General features: G+C 59.6%; 21 protein-coding genes and 1 tRNA gene. 12 read left to right on the top strand and 10 right to left on the bottom strand.

The genetic code is table 11. From position 1 onward, the window contains the following. Positions 1-200 precede the first annotated feature (200 nt). From EST62_RS02985 to EST62_RS02970, 4 genes are all read left to right on the top strand, one after another. Positions 201-1,280 carry a hydrogenase small subunit gene (locus tag EST62_RS02985; protein ID WP_129050617.1) on the top strand — a complete coding sequence of 360 codons (1,080 nt, stop codon included), beginning with the start codon at positions 201-203 and terminating at the stop codon, positions 1,278-1,280. An 18-nt stretch (positions 1,281-1,298) separates the two neighbouring features. Next, complete coding sequence (locus tag EST62_RS02980) at positions 1,299-3,017, top strand: nickel-dependent hydrogenase large subunit (RefSeq protein ID WP_129050615.1); 1,719 nt, start codon at positions 1,299-1,301, stop codon at positions 3,015-3,017. Between the two features lie 12 nt (positions 3,018-3,029). After that, on the top strand, positions 3,030-3,716 hold the full coding sequence (gene cybH, locus EST62_RS02975) for a Ni/Fe-hydrogenase, b-type cytochrome subunit (protein WP_129050614.1): 687 nt from the start codon (positions 3,030-3,032) through the stop codon (positions 3,714-3,716). 226 nt (positions 3,717-3,942) lie between these two features. Further along, the gene (locus EST62_RS02970) at positions 3,943-4,410 is read left to right on the top strand and encodes a HyaD/HybD family hydrogenase maturation endopeptidase (protein ID WP_129050613.1); all 468 of its coding nucleotides are present in this window, start codon (positions 3,943-3,945) and stop codon (positions 4,408-4,410) included. A gap of 80 nt (positions 4,411-4,490) precedes the next feature. Here EST62_RS02970 and folE read toward each other — a convergent pair whose 3' ends face one another. Together folE and EST62_RS02960 are read right to left on the bottom strand one after the other, a co-directional pair. Further along, on the bottom strand, positions 4,491-5,168 hold the full coding sequence (gene folE, locus EST62_RS02965) for a GTP cyclohydrolase I FolE (RefSeq protein WP_129050612.1): 678 nt from the start codon (positions 5,166-5,168) through the stop codon (positions 4,491-4,493). Further along, positions 5,128-5,577, bottom strand: coding sequence for a 6-carboxytetrahydropterin synthase (locus EST62_RS02960; protein ID WP_129050611.1), 450 nt, complete (start codon positions 5,575-5,577; stop codon positions 5,128-5,130). Before EST62_RS02960 ends, folE begins: the two co-directional genes overlap by 41 nt. Positions 5,578-5,862: 285 nt before the next feature. Between EST62_RS02960 and trxA the strand changes: the two genes are divergently transcribed. Continuing rightward, positions 5,863-6,168 carry a thioredoxin gene (gene trxA, locus EST62_RS02955; protein ID WP_129050610.1) on the top strand — a complete coding sequence of 102 codons (306 nt, stop codon included), beginning with the start codon at positions 5,863-5,865 and terminating at the stop codon, positions 6,166-6,168. 85 nt (positions 6,169-6,253) lie between these two features. Here the strand turns inward: trxA and EST62_RS02950 are convergent, their stop codons facing one another. Then, positions 6,254-6,949, bottom strand: a complete 696-nt coding sequence (locus EST62_RS02950; RefSeq protein ID WP_129050609.1) for a zinc metallopeptidase — start codon at positions 6,947-6,949, stop codon at positions 6,254-6,256. 203 nt (positions 6,950-7,152) lie between these two features. Beyond that, a tRNA-Met gene (locus EST62_RS02945) sits at positions 7,153-7,225 on the bottom strand. A 212-nt stretch (positions 7,226-7,437) separates the two neighbouring features. Here EST62_RS02945 and EST62_RS02940 point away from each other — a divergent pair. The 6 genes from EST62_RS02940 to EST62_RS02915 all read left to right on the top strand — a co-directional run bounded on the left by EST62_RS02940 (position 7,438) and on the right by EST62_RS02915 (position 12,245). Continuing rightward, positions 7,438-8,355, top strand: coding sequence for a carboxylesterase (locus EST62_RS02940; RefSeq protein ID WP_129050608.1), 918 nt, complete (start codon positions 7,438-7,440; stop codon positions 8,353-8,355). A 45-nt stretch (positions 8,356-8,400) separates the two neighbouring features. After that, complete coding sequence (locus EST62_RS02935) at positions 8,401-8,874, top strand: GNAT family N-acetyltransferase (RefSeq protein WP_129050607.1); 474 nt, start codon at positions 8,401-8,403, stop codon at positions 8,872-8,874. A gap of 259 nt (positions 8,875-9,133) precedes the next feature. Further along, positions 9,134-9,529: a hypothetical protein gene (locus tag EST62_RS02930; RefSeq protein ID WP_129050606.1), complete on the top strand. Its 396-nt coding sequence runs from the start codon at positions 9,134-9,136 to the stop codon at positions 9,527-9,529. Positions 9,530-9,667: 138 nt separating this feature from the next. Further along, positions 9,668-10,996, top strand: coding sequence for a nodulation protein NfeD (locus EST62_RS02925; protein WP_129050605.1), 1,329 nt, complete (start codon positions 9,668-9,670; stop codon positions 10,994-10,996). 1 nt (position 10,997) lies between these two features. Further along, positions 10,998-11,747 (top strand): slipin family protein, encoded by a 750-nt coding sequence (locus EST62_RS02920; protein ID WP_129050604.1) that lies wholly within the window; start codon positions 10,998-11,000, stop codon positions 11,745-11,747. Between the two features lie 39 nt (positions 11,748-11,786). Continuing rightward, positions 11,787-12,245, top strand: a complete 459-nt coding sequence (locus EST62_RS02915) for a universal stress protein (protein ID WP_129050603.1) — start codon at positions 11,787-11,789, stop codon at positions 12,243-12,245. Positions 12,246-12,326: 81 nt separating this feature from the next. On the opposite strand, the gene meaB is transcribed toward EST62_RS02915, so the two are convergent. From meaB to EST62_RS02885, 6 genes are read right to left on the bottom strand one after another with little or no spacing between them, the layout of a single operon-like run. Beyond that, positions 12,327-13,346, bottom strand: coding sequence for a methylmalonyl Co-A mutase-associated GTPase MeaB (meaB, locus tag EST62_RS02910; protein WP_129050645.1), 1,020 nt, complete (start codon positions 13,344-13,346; stop codon positions 12,327-12,329). A gap of 17 nt (positions 13,347-13,363) precedes the next feature. After that, positions 13,364-15,487: a methylmalonyl-CoA mutase gene (gene scpA / locus EST62_RS02905; RefSeq protein WP_129050602.1), complete on the bottom strand. Its 2,124-nt coding sequence runs from the start codon at positions 15,485-15,487 to the stop codon at positions 13,364-13,366. Further along, positions 15,484-17,232 (bottom strand): methylmalonyl-CoA mutase family protein, encoded by a 1,749-nt coding sequence (locus EST62_RS02900; RefSeq protein ID WP_129050601.1) that lies wholly within the window; start codon positions 17,230-17,232, stop codon positions 15,484-15,486. The genes scpA and EST62_RS02900 overlap by 4 nt, the downstream gene beginning before the upstream one ends. A 12-nt stretch (positions 17,233-17,244) precedes the next feature. Further along, positions 17,245-19,029: a carboxyl transferase domain-containing protein gene (locus EST62_RS02895; protein WP_167599143.1), complete on the bottom strand. Its 1,785-nt coding sequence runs from the start codon at positions 19,027-19,029 to the stop codon at positions 17,245-17,247. A gap of 2 nt (positions 19,030-19,031) precedes the next feature. Further along, the gene (gene mce, locus EST62_RS02890; protein WP_129050599.1) at positions 19,032-19,457 is read right to left on the bottom strand and encodes a methylmalonyl-CoA epimerase; all 426 of its coding nucleotides are present in this window, start codon (positions 19,455-19,457) and stop codon (positions 19,032-19,034) included. Positions 19,458-19,475: 18 nt separating this feature from the next. Continuing rightward, entirely contained in the window at positions 19,476-21,377 is a 1,902-nt protein-coding gene (locus tag EST62_RS02885) for a propionyl-CoA synthetase (protein ID WP_129050598.1), read from the bottom strand. A gap of 172 nt (positions 21,378-21,549) precedes the next feature. Here EST62_RS02885 and EST62_RS02880 point away from each other — a divergent pair, with 172 nt between their 5' ends. Beyond that, positions 21,550-21,798 (top strand): hypothetical protein, encoded by a 249-nt coding sequence (locus tag EST62_RS02880; protein ID WP_129050597.1) that lies wholly within the window; start codon positions 21,550-21,552, stop codon positions 21,796-21,798. Positions 21,799-21,979: the final 181 nt, after the last annotated feature.

The raw sequence follows: 21,979 nt of genomic DNA, 5'->3' as shown, positions 1-21,979 counted from the left end.
GTTTTTTTATTTGATGATAAAGGGTTGATTAATAAATTTCTTTCATGGCTGAGGTTTTATCGATAACAATTGTTAATTATATTTGCCTGTAATCAGTTGACGTTCAGCCACGTTCAGCCGGTACAAGAGGAAATGCGCGAGCCAAACCCTCCTTTTTCTCCGGATACCGTGAGCCATCATTAACATTCACGGAGGTGTACATGCCCGACAAGCAAACTTATGCTGAGGTGTTTCAGTCCCGTGGCCTTTCCCGGAGGGATTTTCTGAAGTTCTGCTCTCTCACTTCGGTCTCCCTCGGTCTTGCGCCATCACTGCTTCCAAAGGTCGTTCACGCCATGGAGACCAAGCCCCGCACCCCGGTTATCTGGCTGCACGGTCTCGAATGTACCTGCTGCACCGAATCCTTCATCCGCTCCTCCCACCCAATCGTCGCCGATGTCATCATGAACATGATCTCACTCGACTACGACGACACGCTCAGCGCTGCGGCGGGTCATCAGCTCGAAGAGGTGAGGCGGAAGATCATGAAGGAGTATAAAGGCCAGTACATTCTCGCTGTCGAGGGGAACGTGCCTACGAAGGATGACGGCGTTTACTGCATGGTCGGTGGCGACTCGTTCCTGAACGTCGTAAAAGAGACCGCCGCCGATGCCGCCGCGGTGATCGCCTGGGGCGCGTGCGCCTCGTTCGGCTGTGTGCAGAATGCCGATCCCAATCCCACCGGAGCGCAGCCCATCGACAAGATCATCAGCGGCAAGCCGATCGTCAAGGTGCCGGGCTGCCCGCCCATCGCCGAGGTGATGACCGGCGTGATTACCTACGTGCACACCTTCGGCAAGCTGCCGGAGCTCGACCGGCTGGGCCGCCCGAAAGCGTTCTACTCCACGCGGATTCACGACAAGTGCTACCGCCGCGCCTTTTACGACGCCGGGATGTTCGTTCGCGGTTTCGACGAAGAGTCCGCCAAAAAAGGGTGGTGCCTCTACAAAATGGGATGCAAGGGGCCGACCACCTACAACTCCTGCTCGAAAATCCAGTGGAACGCGGGTACGAGCTTCCCCATTGGATCCGGCCACCCCTGCATCGGCTGCTCCGAGCCGAATTTCTGGGACAAGGGGCCATTCTACACGCGCCTTGCCGATGTGTCGTTCCTCGGCACGGATACCAATGCCGACAAGATCGGCGTCGTGGCGGTCGGCGCGGCGGCTGCCGGAGCGGCGGCCCACGCGGCGGTCACCGCCATGAAGAAGAAGCATCACGACGAGGCATCAGAAAAGTAAATCAAGGGAGTCTATCGCATGTCGAAAAAAATAGTGGTCGATCCGATTCCCCGCATCGAGGGGCATCTGAGAATAGAGGCGACGATCAACGACGCCAACGTTATCGAGGAGGCCTACAGTACCGGCACCATGTGGCGCGGGATCGAGGTGATTCTCAAGGGGCGTGACCCGCGCGACGCCTGGGCCTTCGCCGAGCGTATCTGCGGCGTCTGCACCACCGTGCACGCGCTCGCCTCGGTGCGCTGCGTCGAGGATGCGCTCAGCATCGAGATTCCGCCCAACGCGCGCATCATCCGGAACCTGATGAACGCCACGCAGCAGACGCAGGATCACCTCGTGCACTTTTACCACCTCCACGCCCTCGACTGGGTCGATGTGGTGAGCGCACTCAAGGCCGATCCTAACCAGGCCTCGCAGATCGCCCAGAGTATTTCGCCGTGGCCGAAGTCGTCGCCCGGCTATTTCAAGGAGTTGCAGCAGCGGCTCGTGGCGTTCGTCGAGAGCGGTCAGCTCGGCATCTTTTCGAACGGCTACTGGGGCCATCCAGCCTACAAACTGCCGCCGGAGGTGAACCTCATCGCCGTGGCGCACTACCTCGAAGCGCTCGATTTCCAGAAGGAGATCGTCAAGATTCACACCATTTTCGGCGGCAAGAACCCGCATCCGAACTACGTCGTCGGCGGCATGGCCTGCGCCATCGATCTCGACAGCGACACGGCGATCAACATCGAGCGGCTCAACATGGTCAAGAAGATCATTGATGAAACGCAGGTCTTCATCGACCAGGTTTACATTCCCGACCTCATCGCCATCGCCGGTTTTTACAAGGAGTGGCTCTACGGCGGCGGACTCGGTAACTTCATGAGTTACGGTGACTTCCCGGAGACGAACCTCGATGATTTCAAATCGCTGCTCTGGCCGCGAGGCGTCATCCTCAACAAGGACTTGACGACCGTCATCGACGTCGATCCGCGTGACCTGTCGCAGATCAAGGAGGAGATCGGCCACAGTTGGTACACCTACAGCAACGGCAGTGACAAGGGACTCCATCCGTGGGAAGGGGAGACCAACCCGAAATACACCGGCCCGAAGCCGCCGTTCGAGTATCTCGACACCGACAAGCAGTACAGTTGGCTCAAGACGCCGCGCTGGAAAGAGCATCCGGTCGAGGTCGGCCCGCTGGCCCGCGTGCTGGTGGCCTACGCGAAGGGCGACCCGATGATCAAGGAGACGGTCGGCATGGTGCTCGGCAAGCTTCAGGTCGGCCCCGAAGCGCTCTTCTCGACGCTCGGACGCACCGCCGCGCGCGGCATCGAGTGCAAGCAGACCGCCGGGTTCATGGGCCACTTCTACGACCAGCTCATCGCCAACGTCAAGGCGGGGGACTACCGAACCTTCAACAGCGAGCGCTGGGAGCCATCGACCTGGCCAAAGGAGTGCAAGGGTTTCGGCTACACCGAAGCGCCGCGCGGCTCGCTCGGCCACTGGATCAAGATCGACAACGAAAAAATCGACGAGTACCAGATTGTGGTGCCCTCGACCTGGAACGCCTCGCCGAGGGATAATCGCGGCAACTCCGGCGCCTACGAAGCGGCCCTGAAAGGCACGCCGATGGTCGATCCGTCCAAGCCGCTCGAAATCCTGCGGACGGTGCACTCGTTCGATCCCTGCCTTGCCTGCGCGTCGCATCTGTACGACATGAACGGCAATGAAATCACCAGGGTAACTATCGTTTAAACGGAGAACGACATGGGCAGATTAATCGAGGAAATCTACGTCTGGCGTCTGCCGGTCCGGTTGTACCACTGGATCAATGCCTTCAGCATCGCCGCGCTGATGATCACCGGTCTGTACATCGCCTCGCCGGTGCTCAATCCGCCACATGGCGAAGCGGTGTGGCGCCACAACTTCGCGATGTGGCGCTACGTGCATTTCGGCGTGGCATTCATCTTCACCGGCAACTTCCTGTACCGCCTCTACTACGCGCTCTTTTCGGACGACCGGTACGCGCGGTTCGGCGGGTTCAGGCCGTGGTCGCCGAAGTGGTGGGGCAAGCCGTTCAAGGAGCAGGTGGCCTCCTACCTCTTTCTGCGCAAGGACGAGCCGAACTATGTCGGCCACAACCCGGTCGCCGCGCTGGCGCACTTCATTTTCATCTTCTGCGGCTCGACCTTCATGATCGTCACCGGCCTGGCGATGTTCGCCGAAAACCGTCCCGGCGGCTTTCTCGACGCCGCGTTTGGCTGGGTGCTGCCACTCTTTGGCAGCAGCTACAACCTGCACTACGCGCACCACATCGTCGCCTGGATATTTCCGTTCTACCTCATCGTGCACCTTTACGCTGTCTTCCGCCACGACATCGTCGACCGCACCAGCGTGACCTCGTCGATCATCACCGGCTACAAGCACAAGGTGGAAGACGAAGCCGCAGCGTGAAGAGAATGATGAATTATGAATGATGAATTATGAATTGAAAGAGTGAAGATTTTGTAGGGGCGGTTCCGATTTGTCGGAGCCGCCCTCGGCTTTGTTCCATGCAATTGTGGACTTTGTGGACGAAGTGGACTCGGCAGGCAAAAACCGGAAGCTCGCGGTGTTTGCCTATTCGTCCTATGCGACCTATTCGTCTTATCAGACCTATAATCTTTAGCATTTCGCAGCATTGAAAACAATCAACGTCGTCGGTCTCGGCAATATTCTCTTTGGCGACGAGGGGTTCGGCGTGGAGGCAGTTCGGGCGCTGGAGGCTTCGGGCAAGTGGCCGGAAGCGGTGCAGTTCGTGGATGGCGGTACGCAGGGGCTGTACCTGCTCGACTACTTCGAGTCGTGCGATGCGTTGATGGTGTTCGATTCAATCATACCGGCGGAATTCGAGCCGAAGGTCTATTGCTACCGCAATGGCGAGCTGCCAGCGTTCATCCACCGCAAAATGTCGGCCCACCAGATGGGACTGAGCGAACTGCTCGCCGTTGCCCGGCTGCATGGCCGCGAACCATCGGAGATCGTGCTCATCGGCGCTCCGCCGCACGACCTCGGCCTCGGCAACGGCCTGAGCGAACCGATGCTCCGGCATCTGGCGAAGGCGGTCGAAACGGGGCGAGAGGTGTTACGGAAGTGGCTCGAAAAGTGAAGGCTTGCCGTTCTCCGCCGATTGCCGGGGAGAATGGCAAGCCTTGCCGATTTGTGCAGTGAAGATTGTCCGGTGCGCTCTCAGCGATTGCCGATCAGGCGCAGGAACTCGCTTCGGGTGGACTGGCTGGTCATGAAATCCCCGGACATGGCTGAAGTTGTCGTCACCGAGTTCTGCTTCTCCACGCCGCGCATCACCATGCACATGTGGGTTGCCTCGATCACCACGGCCACGCCGCGAGGGCTGAGCACGTTCTGAATAGCGTCCCGAATCTGTTGAGTCAGCCGCTCCTGAACCTGCAAGCGCCGGGCGAACACCTCCACGACTCTCGGAATTTTTGACAACCCCACGATCTTGCCGTCGGGAATGTAGGCCACGTGCGCTTTGCCGAAGAAGGGGAGCATGTGGTGCTCGCACATCGAGTAGAGGTCGATGTCCTTCACCAGCACCATTTCGTCGTACGACTCGGTGAACAGCGCTTTCATCAGCAACTCTTCCGGATCCTGCTCATATCCTTTGGTCAGGAATCGCAACGATTTTGCCACCCGCTCGGGTGTCATGAGCAAGCCTTCGCGTTCCGGATCCTCGCCGATGCCTTTCAGCAGGGTTTGAACCGCACTCGACATCGAGCCGATTCGCTCCTCTTCGTGCCGGTCGCGAGCCTCTTCAAAACATTCATCGAGGTCGCACTGCGAAAGCGCGGAGTGGGTGTGATGGCTATTCTCCAAGGTAGGTAACGCTGTTTTTTCCTGTTTCATGTATTTTAACTTCATGGAGGCTAACCTCCTGTTTGGTAATGGTTTGTAGTCGCAATTCGAGGATGTCCCAAACAACGACGGCAAGAATTTCCGTCGTCGGCACATGGCCCGCCAGCTCACTGACCTCATGGTTCAGATGCCGGTGGTCGAAGCGCGCCACAATCTCCTCTTCGAGAATTTTTTTCAGCTCCTTGAGATCGAACAGGTAGCCTGTTTTCCGGTCGATGAGGCCCGACAGGGTGATTTCAAGCAGATAGTTATGACCATGTCCATACGCGCCCGAGCATTTACCGTAAAGCCGCAAATTCTCCTCGTCCGATAGTTCCGGATTGAACAGGCGGTGGGCGGCATTGAACTCGATTTGGCGTGTAACGTAAATTTTTCTCGGCTTTTCGAGGATGTCGTTCATCGACAGTATCGCTGATTTTTCATTGACCGCCAGCCAGCGCTTGCCGAATGGCGGGGATTCGATGTGATTTTCCTGATTAACCCGGCCTGCCGGTTATAAGTTTCAGCGTTCGGCAGCGATACGGCATCGGCGAGCTGGAACGGAAACGGTCAGCGGGCGATGCCTGTTTTCAAAACAGAAAATGGTGGCGCAGGCCCTCTGTCGATCTTTTTGGCATTTCGATTTTTATTCGCCACCATACTGCTGAAATGAAGATTGTACAATAAAAAAACAATGCAAACCCCCATGGCTAACACACTTGACGATCTTATCAGGACAAGCGAACTTCCCGTTTTCATCGATTTCTGGGCCGACTGGTGCAGCCCGTGCAAAATGGTAGCCCCATCGGTCAAACAGCTCGCCAGCGAGTTCAGGGGACGGCTGACCGTGGTCAAGGTCAACGTTGACCAGCAGCCCAACGCGGCGGCAAAATTTCAGGTTCAGGGCATACCGGCGCTGATGCTTTTTGCTGGAGGCGAACTCAAATGGCGCACCGCCGGAGCGATTCCCTACCAGCAAATGCGCCAGGAGGTGCTGAAGGTGATCAGGTAGCGCGATGGCTTGCCGTGGACGTTGAGGACGAAGTGGACAGAGGAAAAAAGAGGGCGGCCCACTGTAGCCGCCCTCTTTTTTAGTATCAATTGTTACGCCGGTTCATGACCATCACGTAGTAGAGTAGTTGCATAATCGCTTGCGCGGCGGCGGCTACGTAGGTCAGGGCGGCAGCGTCAAGCACGGCGTTCACGCCCTCCATCTCGCGCTGCGAAACGATTCCCTGCGAAACCAGCAGCTCTTTTGCGCGGCGGCTGGCGTCAAACTCCACCGGAAGCGTCACCAGAGCGAACAGCGCCGTGCCGCCGAACAGAATGATGCCCACCCAGGCCAGCGAGCTGCCCAGCGTACCGGACAGGAAAAAGCCGACCATGAAAAGAATCGGCCCGAGCCAACTGCCGAGCGAAACCGCCGGAACCATCGCCGAGCGGATGGTGAGCGGGAAATAATCTTTCTTGTCCTGCAAGGCGTGTCCGGCCTCGTGGGCGGCAACGCCAACCGAAGCGATACTCGCCAGGCCATAAACCTCCTCGCTGAGCCGAAGCACCTTGTGGCGCGGGTCGTAGTGGTCTGAAAGCATTCCGCGGGTCATCTCGACGTTCACGTTGCCCAAGCCGCTTTGCTGGAGAATGCGCAGCGCAGCCTGCGCGCCGGTCATGCCATTCCGGGTCGCTACCTGCGAATATTTTTTGAAAGCCGATTTCACCTTGAACTGCGCCCAAATACCGAGCAGCAGTGGCGGAAGAGCAAAAAGAAAATATGCCGGATCGAAATAAAACATGGTTTTATCGAAATATTGTTCAATGATTTTACGGTGTTAATCTGCCAAAAAAACAACAGAGAGACAAGAAACGTTTCGATGAACAGCAGCCGTCATCGCAGCCGCAGATTGCACCACATTTTGATGATAAAACCGCAACGGATCTTGCAGGCGGGCGAGGCTAATAAAAAAAGCCGCCCTATACTCTTGGACGGCTTTTTTAGTGGTGGGGACAGGACTTGAACCTGCAACCTTCGGGTTATGAGCCCGACGAGCTACCAATTGCTCCACCCCACGATGTTATGGCTTTAAATCTAAGAGAATAATCGGATTATGCAAATAAAAAGCAGGGAAAATTCAAATCATCCCCTGCGCACTCCTTCCGGCATCGATGTTTCCGGATGCCGGAAGGCCTTGGCGGGCTGTATCGCTTTTTTGTGATTTGAAAGTATTCAAGATATATTTCTGTATATATGCCGAACAGGTTAAACGATCAAACGGGAGACAATATGAGCAGTCAGCAGGGCGCAGCCGCGCGCGAGAATGAGTGGCTCGGCTATTATGACCGCTTCGGCTATTTCTCGCCGGAAGCGGTGCGCGACGGCTGCCAGCCGCGAATCATGGAGCATCCGGAACCGCCGAAAAAAGCGATTGTGCTGGTGCACGGGCTTTCCGACTCTCCCTGGTTCATGACGGCGATTGGCGACTATTTTTTCAAGCGTCTCGGCTACAACGTCTATATGCCGTTGCTGCACTGCCACGGCCTGAAAGAGCCGAACGGCATGGAGGGGGTCGAGCTCGAAGAGTGGAAGTCGAACGTCAGCTTTGCCGTCAACACGGCGGCCTCGAAAGCGGGCGAGGTCTCCATCGGCGGCCTCTCCACCGGCGGCGCGCTGGGGTTGTACATGGCGGCGATCAACCCGAAAATCCGGGGAGCGCTCTACCTCTTTTCGGCGGCGCTCGATCTTGCGGGCGGCCCGTTCGGCCTCTTCGGCGAGCTGAAAGAGAAGCTGCTGCTCACCTTTCTGGCCGACCTGCTCGATTTCAACAGCCCGCTGATCGGCGACAATCCCTACCGTTACAGCTTTGTGGATATGGATGGCGCGGCGCAGCTCGCGCGGCTCATCAAGGAGACCGACACCATCATCGACCTGTTCGACCAGCGCTTTCCTTTTCCCGGAAAGGTGTTTGCGGCTCACTCAAAATGCGACACCACAGCCGATATTGCCGGTATCGAGGCGTTGCAAAAGGTCTCTGTTCCGGAACGATTCAAGCGTTTCGACATCGACGAAGACCCAGGCGTGCCCCATGCGAGCGTCGTACTCGAACAGCCGATTGTCGGCAATGATGGCAAAGAGCTGGAACCCCGAAATCCCGTCTTCCCGGAGATGATGCAGGCAATAGCGGCATTTGAAACCATCGGGTGACGTGCTTTTGCAGTTTCGTCGATAATAATCCGGAAAGACTTTTCGATGCATTCTGACATTACCATACGTCCGGGCCGCACCGGGGACGGACGGGCTATCGCCGCGATTTTGCTGAAGAGCGGATGGTTTCCGCACTTCACGGACGATTCAGCCAGCGCCGATACCGCGCGGATCGAGGCGCTGCTTGACAGCGCATACTCCGGCTCCGGTTGCCGTTCGGTCTGGATCGCCGAAACGGGAGGCAAGGTCGTGGGTTACCTGACGGTGCAGTGGCTGCCGTACCTGTTTCTGCCCGCGCCGGAAGGGTACGTTTCGGAGCTGTTCGTCGATGAGAAGTGGCGCGGGCGCGGCATCGGCAAGCGCCTGCTCGAAGCCGCCGGGAAGGAGGCTCGCGAGCGCGGTTGCTCCCGCCTGATGCTCTGCAACGGGCGCAACCGCGACTCCTACAAGCGCGGCTTTTACCAGCAGCTCGGCTGGCAGGAGCGGGAATCGGTGGCCAATTTCATTTTCAAGCTTTAGAATGAGGCTGTTGCGGTGGCGTCCAAGACTGTTTATGCGGCAATTCATGAGGCTGCTGCGCAGAAAAATTTTATTGCTCCGGCCATTAAAACTCTTAAACAATTGCCCCGGACTTTAGTCCGGGGTATGTAGATAAAACAAAATAAATCAGGGCTTTAGCCCAATATCTTTCAGGGGCGGCAATTGCAATTTTTTGTTGCCGGAGTAATAACAGGGTTTACGCTGGTTTTTTTATTTTAAAACCATGATACCCCGAATCTTGCTACGCTGGCTCTACGCTGTATCGCTTGCCATCATGCTTATTGGCATAGCGCGCGAGTTTTTAAGTCTGATCTTCTATTTTGCGCCGGGCCGGTTTCAGGTGCGGTATCCGGCGGACGTCAACGCGTACATCATGTTCGCCTACGGTGTGCTGGGCGCTCTCATGCAAGGCTGGGGCGTGGGCATGTTCATGATCGTCAGGGGGCCGTTTCGCCGCCGCGAGTCAGGCGGCTGGGCGTTGCTTGCCGTGCCGATGCTCATCTGGTTTGTCGCCGATACCGGTTTTTCCCTTTGCACAGGCTTTTGGCAGAACGGGATTCTCAATGCAGTTCTGCTGCTGCTGCTGGCCATCCCGCTGGCGGCGACCCGGAAGTATTTCAACGGGAAGGGGTGAGGTGGCATTGGTTTGAACATTCATGATTTTCGGTTATCAACCAAGAGCCGGTGATGTCGGCTCAGGGGAACCAACTCGTTTCCATTGTTATTGTTAGTCATTGTGACGGCGTATCGGGAAATTCAAGATTACACCATGATGCGGGAAACGATTTGCAGGTTCCTGAAACTCGGCGTGATTTCAATCATCGCCATGATCCAGTGTATTGTCGGAGGCCCGGTTCGCGCTGAATCAGCCGAAATCCGCAGCATGTCGCTGACGGGGAGTGTCAATCCCGGCAGCGCGGCGTGGTTTTTGCGTGAGCTTGACGAGGCGAACCGGAAGGGCGACACGTTGCTGCTCGTCGAACTCGATACGCCGGGCGGGCTGGTCGCCTCTCTGCGCCAGATGGTGCAGGGCGTGATGGCCTCGCGCGTGCCGGTCGTCGTTTATGTCGCGCCGTCCGGAGCGCAGGCGGCTTCGGCGGGGGCGCTGCTCTTGCTCTCCGCGCATGTGGCGGCGATGGCTCCCGGCACCGAGACCGGCGCGGCGCACCCGGTCGATATTAGCGGCGGCGGCGGTGAGAAGGGGAGCGTGATGGGCAAGAAAATCGAGAACGATCTTGCCGCATTCGCCCGCAGCCTCGCGCAGAAGCGGGGCCGCAATCCTGTGTGGGCCGAACGGGCCGTGCGCGAGAGTATCGCTTCGAGTGCGTCGGAAGCGCTCGCGGCGGGCGTCATCGACACCGTGGCGGCGAATCGCAAAGCGCTGCTCGCCTTTCTCGACGGGCGCAGGGTGGAGACGGCAGCCGGTGACGTGACGATTCACACGAAAAATGTGCCGGTCAAAGAGGTTTCTCCAACCTTTGGCGAAAAGGTGATGATGACCATCGCCGATCCCAACATCGCCTATTTCCTTTTGCTTCTCGGTCTTGCCGGACTCTGGTTTGAACTCTCGACGCCCGGCGCGGTTTTTCCCGGCGTGGCCGGAGTGATTGCCCTCGTGCTCGGCGCGTGGGCCATGCAGCTCCTGTCGGTCAACGGGACCGGCCTTCTGCTTATTTTGCTCGCCATCCTCTTTTTCGGCCTTGAAATCTTTGTCGTCAGCAGTGGCGTGCTCGCCATCGCCGGACTGGTCGCGCTCTTCATCGGCTCGGTGATGGTGTTCAATCAGCCGGAGATTGGCATGGTCATCGACTGGTGGGTTTTTCTGCCGCTTTTTCTTTCATTTTCGGCGACAGTCCTGTTACTTGTCTTTGTGGTGCTTCGTTCGACCCGCCGCAAGGTGATCTCCGGCATGGAGGGACTCGTCGGCGAAACCGGCACGGTCGAACGCGCGATCGGAGATGGCAAGAGCGGCAAGGTATTCGTGCATGGTGAGCTATGGGACGCAACGGCAAATGGTTCGATTCCCGCCGGATCACGGGTGACGATTACCGGCATCGACGGAATGAAGCTTATGGTAAAACAAAACAGCAGGGAGGCGTAAGATGCTTTCGGTAAATTTCTTGTTGATCGTGGTGCTCGCGGTGGCGTTTTTTGTCTCCGCCGTCAAGATTCTGTCGGAATACGAACGCGGGGTGATTTTCCGGCTTGGCCGGATTATCGGAGCCAAGGGGCCGGGGCTGATTATTCTGATTCCCTACATCGACCGGATGGTGCGGGTTGACTTGCGGACGGTGACGCTTGACGTGCCTTCGCAGGACATCATCACGCGCGACAACGTGTCGGTCAAGGTGAGCGCCGTGGTCTATTTCCGGGTGCTCGACCCGATCAAGGCGATTATCGATGTGGCCGACTTCCATTTCGCCACCTCGCAGCTCGCCCAGACCACACTGCGCAGCGTCTGCGGACAGGGTGAGATGGACAGTCTTCTCTCCGAGCGCGACGAGATTAACGCGCGCATCCAGACGATTCTCGACAAGGACACCGAGCCGTGGGGCGTCAAGGTGAGCAAGGTCGAGGTCAAAGATATCGACCTGCCCGAAGAGATGCGCCGCGCAATGGCCAAGCAGGCCGAGGCGGAGCGCGAGCGGCGCTCGAAGATCATCAACGCCGAGGGTGAGTTCCAGGCGGCCCAACGCCTCTCCGAAGCGGCGGCCATCATCGCGCAGAATCCGATCGCCCTTCAATTGCGTTACCTGCAAACTTTGCAGGACATCGCCACCGAGAACAATTCGACCACGATCTTCCCGGTTCCGATCGATCTGTTCAAGTCGTTTTTCGATAAAAAAGCGTGAGTCGGTTTTTCATTTAACCAATCATCAAACGATACGGCCATGATTACCATCAAGTCGATTCTCTGCCCGATCGATTTTTCCGACGCATCGAAGAGTGCGTTCCGGTATTCCTGTGAGTTTGCCAAGTCGATGGGATCGAAGGTGATACTGCTCAATGTGATCGAGCCCCGGCCGATAGCCGCGGAGATGAGTTTGACCTATATCCCGCTGGAAGAAGATCTGGCTGCCGCAGCAAATGAAGATTTCGTTCCTCTGGTCGATGAGGCCAAAGCGATGGGGATCGATGTGAGCGCCGATGTGATCATCGGTATGCCTGCCGAAGTGATTCTTCAGCAAATTGTCGATTTCGATGTAAGCCTCGTTATCATGGGTTCGCATGGCAAAACCGGCCTCAGCCGCCTCTTGATGGGCAGTGTCGCCGAAGCGGTGATACGAAAATCCACCGTTCCCGTGCTGATCGTCAAGGCCAACGAGAAGGAGTTTATCGGGGAAGGGTAGCTGAAATGCTTGGACTCTTCCGGTTGCATTGTGTTTCCTATAAGTCCTATAGGTCGTATAAGACCTATAGGACTTATAGGATTAAGAGCCTGGTTGCTGGCTCTTAACGCAAAAAAAAGCCTCCAGCAACTTCAGCGCTCCGGTGAAAGGGCTGAGTGAACCGGCGAGCACTTTCTGCTCGATCTCTGCTTTTGCGGTTTTGACTGCCGGGGCGTTGTAGAATTCGCGCTTCAGGCGCTCTTCGGCGATAGCGTGGAAGAGGTGGCGCAACTGCTCGCGGCGCTGCTCGCGCCACTCGCCGCTTTGCCGCATCGCGGCGGAGAACGCCTCGATGTTTTCCCACACTTCGCCGATGCCCGCGCCTTCGAGCGCGGAGGTGAGCAGCACTTTCCGCTCCCATCCCGGATGCTTCTCCGGCAACAGCCGGAGCGCTGACTCGCAGTCGGCCTTCGAGAGTTCGGCAATCCTGCGGCGGTCGCTGTCCGCCTTGTTGACGGCGATGGCGTCGGCGATCTCCATGATGCCGCGCTTGATGCCTTGCAGTTCGTCGCCCGATCCGGGGAGGATGAGCAGGAGGATGAAATCGACCATCGAGTTCACGACGATCTCCGACTGGCCGACGCCGACCGTTTCGACGATGATGACCTCGTAGCCGGCGGCTTCGCAAAGCAAAATCGTTTCGTGCGTTCGCGGCGCGGCGCCGCCGAGGTAGCCCGACGACGGAGTCGGGCGGATGAAGGCTCCCGGGCGGGCGGCGAGCTGCTCCATGCGGGACTTGTCGCCGAGGATGCTGCCCTTCGAGCGGGAGCTGCTTGGGTCGATGGCGAGTACGGCGACGCGCTTGCCCGCGTCGGTGAGATGAAGCCCCAGCGCCTCGATGAAGGTGCTCTTGCCCGCCCCCGGCGCTCCGGTGATGCCGACGCGAATCGAAGAGCCGCCACTGCCGAGGCAGCGGTCGAGAATTTCGTGCGCCAGCCGCTCGTGCTCCGGGCGGCTCGATTCGACCAGCGTGATGGCGCGGCTCAACAGGTGGCGGTCGCCCTTCCTGATGCCCTCGACGAACTCCTCGACCGTGGGTTCATGCCGTTGCCTGCCGCTCATCGCTTCGTCCGGTTCGCTCACTGGTGATGTTCGAGGAGCAGCGCGAGCAGCTTGATGGCCGCCTCGGCGATCACTGTGCCGGGGCCGAAGACCCCCGCCACGCCGCGCTCGCAGAGGTAGTCGTAGTCGCGCTCCGGAATGACGCCGCCCGCGATCACGAGAATATCGCTGCGCCGCGCCTCCTGCAATCCCTCGACCACCTGCGGCACCAGCGTCTTGTGGCCGCCCGCGAGGCTCGAAATGCCGACGATGTGCACGTCGTTGTCGAGCGCCTGCCGGACGATCTCCTCCGGCGTCTGGAAGAGCGGCGAAATATCGACGTCGAAGCCGATGTCGGCGAAGGCGGCGGCGATCACCTTCGCGCCGCGGTCGTGGCCGTCCTGGCCGACTTTGGCCACGAGGATGCGCGGGCGGCGGCCTTCGTATTCGGCGAAGGAGTCGGCAAGCTCACGGGCCTGCAAAAAGAGGCTGTTGTCCTGCATCTGCGACTGATAGATGGTGGTGTTGAGCCGCGTCGTGGCGCGGTAGCGCCCGTACACCGTCTCGAGCGCCGAGGAGATTTCGCCGAGCGTGGCGCGCTCTCGGGCGGCATCGACCGAGAGCGCGAGCAGATTGCCCTCGCCGGTTTCGGCGCACCGCACGATAGCGTCGAGCGCCTCACGAACCGCCTCGCCGTCGCGCTTCCGCTTCACCTCGTCGAGACGCGCGAGCTGCTGGTTGAGCACGGCGGTGTTATCGACTTCGAGCAGCTCGATCTCCGTCCGATGCTCCGTGCGGAAAGCGTTGACGCCGACGATGGTCTCCTTGCCGCTGTCGATGCGGGCCTGCTTGCGCGTGGCCGCCTGCTCGATCTGCATTTTCGGCAGTCCCGCTTCGATGGCCTTCACCATGCCGCCTGCCGCCTCGATCTCTTCGATCAGCGCCCACGCCTTTGTGGCAAGCTGGCGCGTCAGCTCCTCCACATAATACGAGCCGCTCCAGGGATCGATGGCGCGGCAGATGTCGGTCTCCTCCTGAAGGTAAATCTGGGTGTTGCGGGCGATTCGCGCCGAGAAGACCGAGGGCAAGGCGATGGCCTCGTCGAGCGCGTTGGTGTGCAGCGACTGCGTGTGGCCGAGCGCCGCCGACATCGCCTCGACGGTCGTCCGGGCGACGTTGTTGAACGGATCCTGCTCGGTCAGGCTCCAGCCCGAGGTCTGGCAGTGGGAGCGGAGCATGAGCGATTTGGGATTCTTCGGCCCAAACTGCGAAACGATCTTCGCCCAGAGCACACGCGCCGCACGGAGTTTGGCAATCTCCATGAAGTAGTTCATGCCGATGCCCCAGAAGAACGACAGGCGCGGCGCGAAGGCGTCGATGTCGAGTCCGGTGTCGAGGCCCGTGCGGATATATTCGAGGCCGTCGGCGAGCGTGAAGGCGAGTTCAAGGTCGGCGGTCGCGCCCGCCTCCTGCATGTGGTAGCCCGAAATGCTGATCGAGTTGAACTTCGGCATCCGCTCGCTGGTGTAGCGGAAGATGTCGGCGATGATCTTCATCGACGGCTCCGGCGGGTAGATGTAGGTGTTGCGCACCATGAACTCCTTGAGGATGTCGTTCTGGATGGTGCCGCCAAGCCGCTCCGGCGCGACGCCTTGCTCCTCCGCCGCCACGATGTAGAAGGCCATCACCGGCAGCACCGCGCCGTTCATGGTCATCGAAACCGAGATGTCGCCGAGCGGAATGCCGTCGAAGAGAATCTTCATATCCTCGACCGTGTCGATGGCCACGCCCGCTTTGCCGACGTCGCCGACGACGCGCGGATGGTCGGAGTCGTAACCGCGATGGGTCGGCAGGTCGAAGGCGACCGACAGCCCCTTCTGGCCGGCGGCGAGGTTCTGGCGGTAGAAGCGGTTCGACTCCTCGGCGGTCGAGAAGCCCGCGTACTGCCGGATCGTCCAGGGCCTCGATGTAAACATGCTGGCGTACGGCCCGGCCAGGAATGGCGGAAATCCCGGCGCGAAGTCGGGCGTCGGCTCCGTCGGTTCTCCGTAGCTGGCGTGAACCGGAATGCCTTCGAGGGTGGCCCAGCTTTCGCCGCCGGTTTGGCGCGTTGCCGGATCAACCGGCGCGAAAGGCTCGATGCTGGAAAAGTCGGGTCTCATAACACTCCGGTTTTGTGTTGCAGCGAAAGCAGGTCGGCGTAAGCGTCGCTGCCGAGGTGGATGAAGCGGTCGAGCCCCGCCCGCAAAAGTTCGGCGGCGTTTTCGGGCGGTTTGGCCGCCATGACGATCACCGTCTCCTTGCGCAGCTCCTGGATCACTTCGCAGATTTTCGCGACGTTTGCAAGATCGCTCTCGCCGCTCCAGCAGAAGACGACGATCTCCGGCTCTGCGCGCAAGAGCGTCCGGCAGTTGCAGGTTTCCGGATCGAGCGTCACGGCAGGCAACACCTCGAAGCCGCCGCTCCGCAGGAAGTCGTCGGCAAAGGCCGCCACGCGCTGGTTTTTCGACGGATCGCCGTGCAGCCACAACGCGGCGCGGGGCGTCACGCCTCCGGCGGCGACGTGCGCGATCATGCGCCGCCGGAGCTGCTCGTAGCCGCTGCTCTTCGTTGCATCGGGGTGTCGCTGAATTGCGGCCACGACTTCGGCGACGGGCGGCACGGTGTAGCGGTTGATGCCGACCAGCGTCCGGCGGCGCGTGTTGATCGCCCTGCGCCGCGCATCAGCCGCCGGAGCGATCATCGACGCGATGGTTCCGTTCGCTTCGGCAATGCCGAGGCCGCCCTCCGCTTCGATCTGCTGAAAGAGCGCCCACGCCTCGCGGCAGAGCGCGGCGGTCATGGTTTCGATGTGGAACGAACCGGCTGCCGGATCGACGACGTGGCCGAGGTTCGACTCCTCGCGCAACAGGAGTTGGATGTTGCGGGTGATCCGCTCCGCAAATTCAGCCGACACCGAACCGGCGCTCTCGAACGGCGCGAGTTGCAGCGTGTCGCACCCGCCGAGAATTGCCGAGAGCGCTTCGGTCGAGAGGCGCAGGAGGTTGGTGTACGGGTCGAGCGTTGAGATCGAGCGCATCGAGGAGCGGACGAAAATTCGCGGCTCCGCCGTCGCATCCGCCGCAACCCCGTACGCGGAAAGCAGTTGCGGCCACATGGCCCGCATCGCCCGCAGTTTGGCGAGTTCGGGGAAGTGGCTGGTTCCGGCGGCGAAGACAATTTCGATGGCGGCGGCGGCCTCGCTTGCATCCACGTCCGCCTTGGTCAGGCGGCTGAGGCAGTCGCTCGCGCCTGAGAGCGCGAAGGCCAGCTCCTGCGTGATGGTCGCGCCCGCCTCGTGGAAGCGCGTGGTATCGACGGCAATCGTGCGGAATCCTGAATGCGGCGGAATCGGCAGCGCGGCGTCCGCTCCTGCCGAGAGCGCGTCGAAGAGCAGCGCGCCGGAGTTCGCGGCGAAGCCGGGCAGCGCCGAGAGCGCGTCGAGCAGCGAGGCCGGATCGCCGATGGCTCCCGAAAAGTAGAGCGCGGTTTTCGCCAGATCGAGGCTCCGCAGCGCTTCGAGCAGTCGCACCACTTCGGCGCTCTCCGGTACGCCCTCGAAGCAGAGCTCGAGGGCCTCCGCGCCTTCCGTCAGCGCCTCGCCCGTCAGCGCCGGATCGTCGATGAGCCGGTCAACGGCAATCTGCTGGCAGATGCGCCAGTGGTTCGTCGAGCGCCGGAATGGCACCTCCGGCGCGGGTCGGACGGCGGTGTGGCGGTTATGCCACGGCTCCATCTCGAAGCCCTCCGGCGTTTTCCAGACGACTTTCGAGAAGTCCGCGCCTTTCAGCTCTGCGGTCACTTTCAACTTCCATTGTTCGTGATCGACGGCGGGAAATCCGGAAAACAGTGATTCAGTATCGTTCATCGTTCGTGGTGTTCAGGTGTCTCGGCGTTGCGAGTGGTTGCGAATGATTTCGGCGATGCGGCTTTTCAGTTCAAGCGGATGGGCCACCAGATCGACGAAGCCTTTTTGCTGGAGCCAGCCGGTGGTCTGGAACTCCTTCGAGGTTTTTTTGCCAGTGTATTGTTCGATGACGCGCTTGCCCGAAAAGCCGATGTTGGCTGCGTTGTGCTCGAAAATTCTGATGCCGCGCGAGCCGAAGCCGATGGCCACGCCGCCAAGCGTCGGGTCGGTGACGATGGTGATGAGTGGCAGCCCGGCCTGTTCGACGAGCGACAAGGCGAGGTGAATCTTCGGGATGCTCACCATCGAGGAGCACCCCTCGTGCATTCGTGCCCCGCCGCCCGCCGCCTGGATGATGAGCGGGAGGCGGCGCTCGATGGCGATTCGCGAAGCTCGCCATATCTTTTCGCCGGTGGACATGCAGAACGAGCCGCCGAGGAATCCGAAACTCGTGGCGCAAACCACCACGTCGCGCCCGCCGACCGTGCCGTCGCCGGTGATGAGCGCCGTTGCCATGCCGTTCTTTTCGCGAGCCTCGCAGAGCTTTGCGGCGTAGTCGGGGAAGCCGAGAATGTCGCGGTCAACGATGTAGCGCGTCTCGGTGTGTTCGGCGAACGAACCGGCGTCGAGAACCAGGTCGATGTAGTCGTGCGCGGTCAACCGGGTGTAACGGAATCCGCAGACGCAGCACACAAAGTTGTTCGAGAGCAGTTTGCTGTAGAGCACCGGATCGGCGATTTGCCGTTTTTCGTCGTTCCGGCAGCCTTTGTGGCGGGGGATGAAAAGGTTCCGTTCGGGTTTCGGGATGAAATTCGAGACCCGCTTTTCGTAGCCCGCGATCTCTTTTTCAGTGGTCGTGTTCCACTGGCCGATCCTGGCCCAGCGTTCAACGCGCCGCTCCTGAAGCGATTCGACGGGCGCTTTGCCGAACGCTTCGATCCGGCGACCGAGCACCTCGCGGAACGATTCGAGCGCCTCGCCGGGGAAGCGGTGCGCCGGGCCTGCCGGTTCGTCGATCAGTTCATCGACGATGCCGTTTTTCAGCCCCTCCTTTGAGGTGATCTGCGAGATTTCGGCGGCGAGGTTCGCCTTGTCCCTCGTGTGGAACAGAATCGACGAGCACGCTTCGGGCGAAATGACCAGATAGGTCGAGTACTCCATGGCGAGTACCGCGTCGCAGCCGGTGAGCGCGATGGCTCCGCCGCTGCATCCGCGATTGATGATGACCGAAATGGTCGGCACGGTCGCCTCGGCGAGCGCCTGCATGCATCGCCCGATCTTCCAGGCGATGCCTCCGGCTTCAGACTCCTCGGTCGGGTCGGCTCCCGCCGTGTCGATCACCGTAATAACGGTGCGGTTCTCGCGCTCCGCGATGGCTATCGCCTCGATCGCCTTCCCGAAGGCGGCGGGGGTGGGCATGCCGTGGTTCCACTTTTTGACCTCGGCCTCGTCCTGCATGATTCTGGTCAGTTCGCCAAAATCGGAGGTCGGCGCGGATTGTTGGCCGATGAGCATCACCGGCCACGCAACGCCGTTGCGGCGGAGTTCGGCGCGGTGGGTCTGGATCAGGCAACTGCCGTGCAGGTCGCTGGACAGGCACTCCTCCACGTTGTCGAAAACCGCGAGGTAGTCGAGGTATTTCGGGCGTTCGGGGTGGAAGGAGAGCTGGTATTTTTCGTATTCCGAAAGTCGTTCAATTGACTTCGCGCTGTAGCTGAACCCCTTTGTTTTCTCGAAAGGCAGGAAGAAGTGTTTCACGGTCACGGGATGAATGAATGATCGGGTTTGGGTTCAACGAATTCGACAAGCACACGGTTGGTCTGGCGGGGATGGAGAAAGACGATCTTCTTGCCGCCCGCGCCCGTCGAAGGCTCGCCAAGAGGCGTGATGCCGAGGGCGGCAGCCCGTTCGGCCTCCGCCGCTGCGTCGTCGGTCGCGAGCGCGATGTGGTGCATTCCTTCGCCATTTTTCGAAAGGAATTTAGCAATCGGGCCGTCATCGCCAAGCGGTTCGAGCAGTTCGATTTTTGTCTGGCCCACGGCAATGAAGGCCGCGCGCACCTTTTCTGATGGAACCTCGTGGATCGTGACCGCCGAGCGGCTGCATCCGAGGAGCTTGGTCCAGGTGTCGATGGCGTTGTCGAGGTTCTCTACCGCGATGGCGATATGGTCGATTCTGTCGATCATGGTGACGGTTTATCTGTTTTACGAAGTTTTGGCATAGCCGATGGTTTGCAGAGCCTCTTTGATTTCGTCGAGGATCGCCGGGTCGTCGATGGTCGGCGGTATGGCGTAGGCCTCCGAGTTGGCGATCTTGCGCATCGTGGAGCGCAGGATTTTGCCCGACCGGGTCTTCGGCAGGCGCTTGACGATGATCGCCTGCTTGAACGAGGCGACCGGGCCGATGTTCTCGCGCACGTACTCGACGACGTGTTTGACGATCATCTCCGGCGGCGTATCGACGCCCGATTTGAGCACGAGGAATCCCAGCGGCACTTCGCCCTTGAGGTCGTCGTGTACGCCGATCACCGCGCTTTCGGCAACGTCCGGGTGCTCGCACAGCTCCGCCTCAATGGCGCCGGTCGAAAGGCGATGGCCCGCGACGTTGATGATGTCATCCGTGCGCGACATAATATAGATATAGCCATCCTCGTCGATGTAGCCCGCGTCGCTGGTCTGGTAGTAGCCGGGGAAATGCTTCATGTAGCTCTCGACGAAGCGGATATCGGCCCGCCAGAGCGTCGTCATGGTGCCGGGGGGCAGCGGCAGCTTGACGACGATGTCGCCCATCGTGCCGTGGGGAAGCTCTTCGAGCGCCTCGTTGACCACCTTCACGTCGTAGCCCGGAACCGCTTTGGAGGCCGAGCCGTACTTGACCGGGCCGGGTTCGATGCCCTGGCAGTTGGCCGCGATGGCCCAGCCGGTCTCGGTCTGCCACCAGTGGTCGATCACCGGAACCTTGAGCTGCTTTTCGGCCCAGCGCACCGTGTCGGGATCGGCGCGCTCGCCCGCCAGGAAGAGCGTCCGGAATTTCGAGAAGTTGTAGCGACGGATGTAGTTGCCTTCGGGATCCTCTTTCTTGATCGCCCGGAACGCGGTCGGCGCGGTAAACATTACCGAAACGTCGTGCTCGCTGATGATGCGCCAGAAGGTGCCGGGATCGGGGGTGCCGACCGGCTTGCCCTCGAAGACGATCGTCGTGCAGCCGTGCAGGAGCGGGGCATAGACGATGTAGGAGTGGCCCACCACCCAGCCGACGTCGCTGGCCGCCCAGAACACCTCGCCCGGCTTGACGTTATAGACGCTCTCCATCGTCCACTGCATCGCCACCATGTGCCCGCCGTTGTCGCGCACGATGCCCTTCGGCTGGCCGGTGGTGCCGGAGGTATAAAGAATATAGAGCGGATCGGTCGATTCGACCGGTGTGCATTGCGCCGGAGCGACGCCGAGCAGCGCCTGCTTCCAGGTCAGGTCGCGCTCCTCGTTCAGCTCGGCTTTCAGTTGCTCGCGCTGGTGGATGATGCAGATTTCGGGCTTGAAGTGGGCCAGCTCGATGGCGAAGTCGAGCAGCCGCTTGTAGTCGATGATTTTGCCATGCTCGATGCCGCACGACGCCGAAACGATCACCTTGGGCTTGCAGTCGTCGATGCGCACGGCCAGTTCGTGCGAGGCGAAGCCGCCGAAGACCACCGAGTGAATCGCGCCGAGCCGGGCGCAGGCGAGCATCGCCACAAGCGCTTCGGGGATCATCGGCATGTAGATGATGATGCGGTCGCCCTTGCGAACGCCGCGAGCCTGGAGCGCACCGGCGAAGAGCGCCACCTTGTCGCGGAACTCGCGGAAGGTGAACTTTTCGATGGTGCCGGTGACGGGGCTGTCGTAGATCACCGCCATCTGGTTGCCGCGTCCCTCATCGACGTGCCGGTCGAGGGCGTTGTAGCAGGTGTTGGTGACGCCGCCTGCGAACCACCGGTAGAACGGCGGATTCGAGTCGTCGAGCACCTTGTTCCACGGCTTGTACCAGTGGAGCTTTTCAGCAAGCGCGCCCCAGAACTCTTCCGGGTTTTCAATCGACTGACGGTGAACGTCGCTGTAGAGTGGTGACATACTGCAAGCCCCCTTGAACTATGAGGTTAATGATGGTAAGGGAGAGGCGGACTGCCGGACGCCGGAGCTGCGCAAGAAGTGATGCTGCTGAGAATCCCGCATGTCCACGAATGGCTGGTTGGCGAATTTACCCCAAAGGTAAGCACGAAATCCTAAACATACACAACACAACATGTACTATCATCACGTTTTGCGATACCTTCCGGCAGGATTTCCCGATGGCCTGATGGGGTTGTTACGCCAAAAATCGCGCCAGCCATCAGCCGTCACGACAACGGCAAGCTTTATGGATGAGGTAAGAAAGTGCGGGGAGCGAAGCCGCGAGTCAATCCGGATTCTCGTGAAAGCGATGCGATTCACGATTTTGCCCGCGCGGAGATTTCATCTTTTCATCACGGTGATGACAGATGAAATGCTATGACAGGATGTTGGCTATCTTCTTTTTGTGAAATGATATAATATTTTCATGATGGCGTGATGATGTTGTTAGTATATGAAAATTGATTTCTATTTAATCGTTTATTTATGAGTTTTATATGTCATTTTGTAAGTCTTGAATTTTTATTGCATTACAGGGGAGGATAGATGGCGGGATAAAAAAT

Source organism: Chlorobaculum sp. 24CR, assembly GCF_004118635.1.
Taxonomy (GTDB): domain Bacteria; phylum Bacteroidota; class Chlorobiia; order Chlorobiales; family Chlorobiaceae; genus Chlorobaculum.
This window is presented reverse-complemented; position numbering and strand designations above follow the sequence as displayed.

Coding starts and splice junctions, on each gene's coding strand:
- EST62_RS02885 (WP_129050598.1), bottom strand. CDS start 21,377: ATGTCACCACTCTACAGCGACGTTCACCGTCAGTCGATTGAAAACCCG.
- trxA (WP_129050610.1), top strand. CDS start 5,863: ATGGCTAACACACTTGACGATCTTATCAGGACAAGCGAACTTCCCGTT.
- EST62_RS02925 (WP_129050605.1), top strand. CDS start 9,668: ATGCGGGAAACGATTTGCAGGTTCCTGAAACTCGGCGTGATTTCAATC.
- EST62_RS02915 (WP_129050603.1), top strand. CDS start 11,787: ATGATTACCATCAAGTCGATTCTCTGCCCGATCGATTTTTCCGACGCA.
- folE (WP_129050612.1), bottom strand. CDS start 5,168: ATGAAACAGGAAAAAACAGCGTTACCTACCTTGGAGAATAGCCATCAC.
- EST62_RS02985 (WP_129050617.1), top strand. CDS start 201: ATGCCCGACAAGCAAACTTATGCTGAGGTGTTTCAGTCCCGTGGCCTT.
- scpA (WP_129050602.1), bottom strand. CDS start 15,487: ATGAGACCCGACTTTTCCAGCATCGAGCCTTTCGCGCCGGTTGATCCG.
- EST62_RS02980 (WP_129050615.1), top strand. CDS start 1,299: ATGTCGAAAAAAATAGTGGTCGATCCGATTCCCCGCATCGAGGGGCAT.
- EST62_RS02880 (WP_129050597.1), top strand. CDS start 21,550: ATGTACTATCATCACGTTTTGCGATACCTTCCGGCAGGATTTCCCGAT.
- EST62_RS02940 (WP_129050608.1), top strand. CDS start 7,438: ATGAGCAGTCAGCAGGGCGCAGCCGCGCGCGAGAATGAGTGGCTCGGC.
- EST62_RS02935 (WP_129050607.1), top strand. CDS start 8,401: ATGCATTCTGACATTACCATACGTCCGGGCCGCACCGGGGACGGACGG.
- EST62_RS02960 (WP_129050611.1), bottom strand. CDS start 5,577: ATGAACGACATCCTCGAAAAGCCGAGAAAAATTTACGTTACACGCCAA.
- EST62_RS02950 (WP_129050609.1), bottom strand. CDS start 6,949: ATGTTTTATTTCGATCCGGCATATTTTCTTTTTGCTCTTCCGCCACTG.
- mce (WP_129050599.1), bottom strand. CDS start 19,457: ATGATCGACAGAATCGACCATATCGCCATCGCGGTAGAGAACCTCGAC.
- meaB (WP_129050645.1), bottom strand. CDS start 13,346: ATGAGCGGCAGGCAACGGCATGAACCCACGGTCGAGGAGTTCGTCGAG.
- EST62_RS02900 (WP_129050601.1), bottom strand. CDS start 17,232: ATGAACGATACTGAATCACTGTTTTCCGGATTTCCCGCCGTCGATCAC.
- cybH (WP_129050614.1), top strand. CDS start 3,030: ATGGGCAGATTAATCGAGGAAATCTACGTCTGGCGTCTGCCGGTCCGG.
- EST62_RS02920 (WP_129050604.1), top strand. CDS start 10,998: ATGCTTTCGGTAAATTTCTTGTTGATCGTGGTGCTCGCGGTGGCGTTT.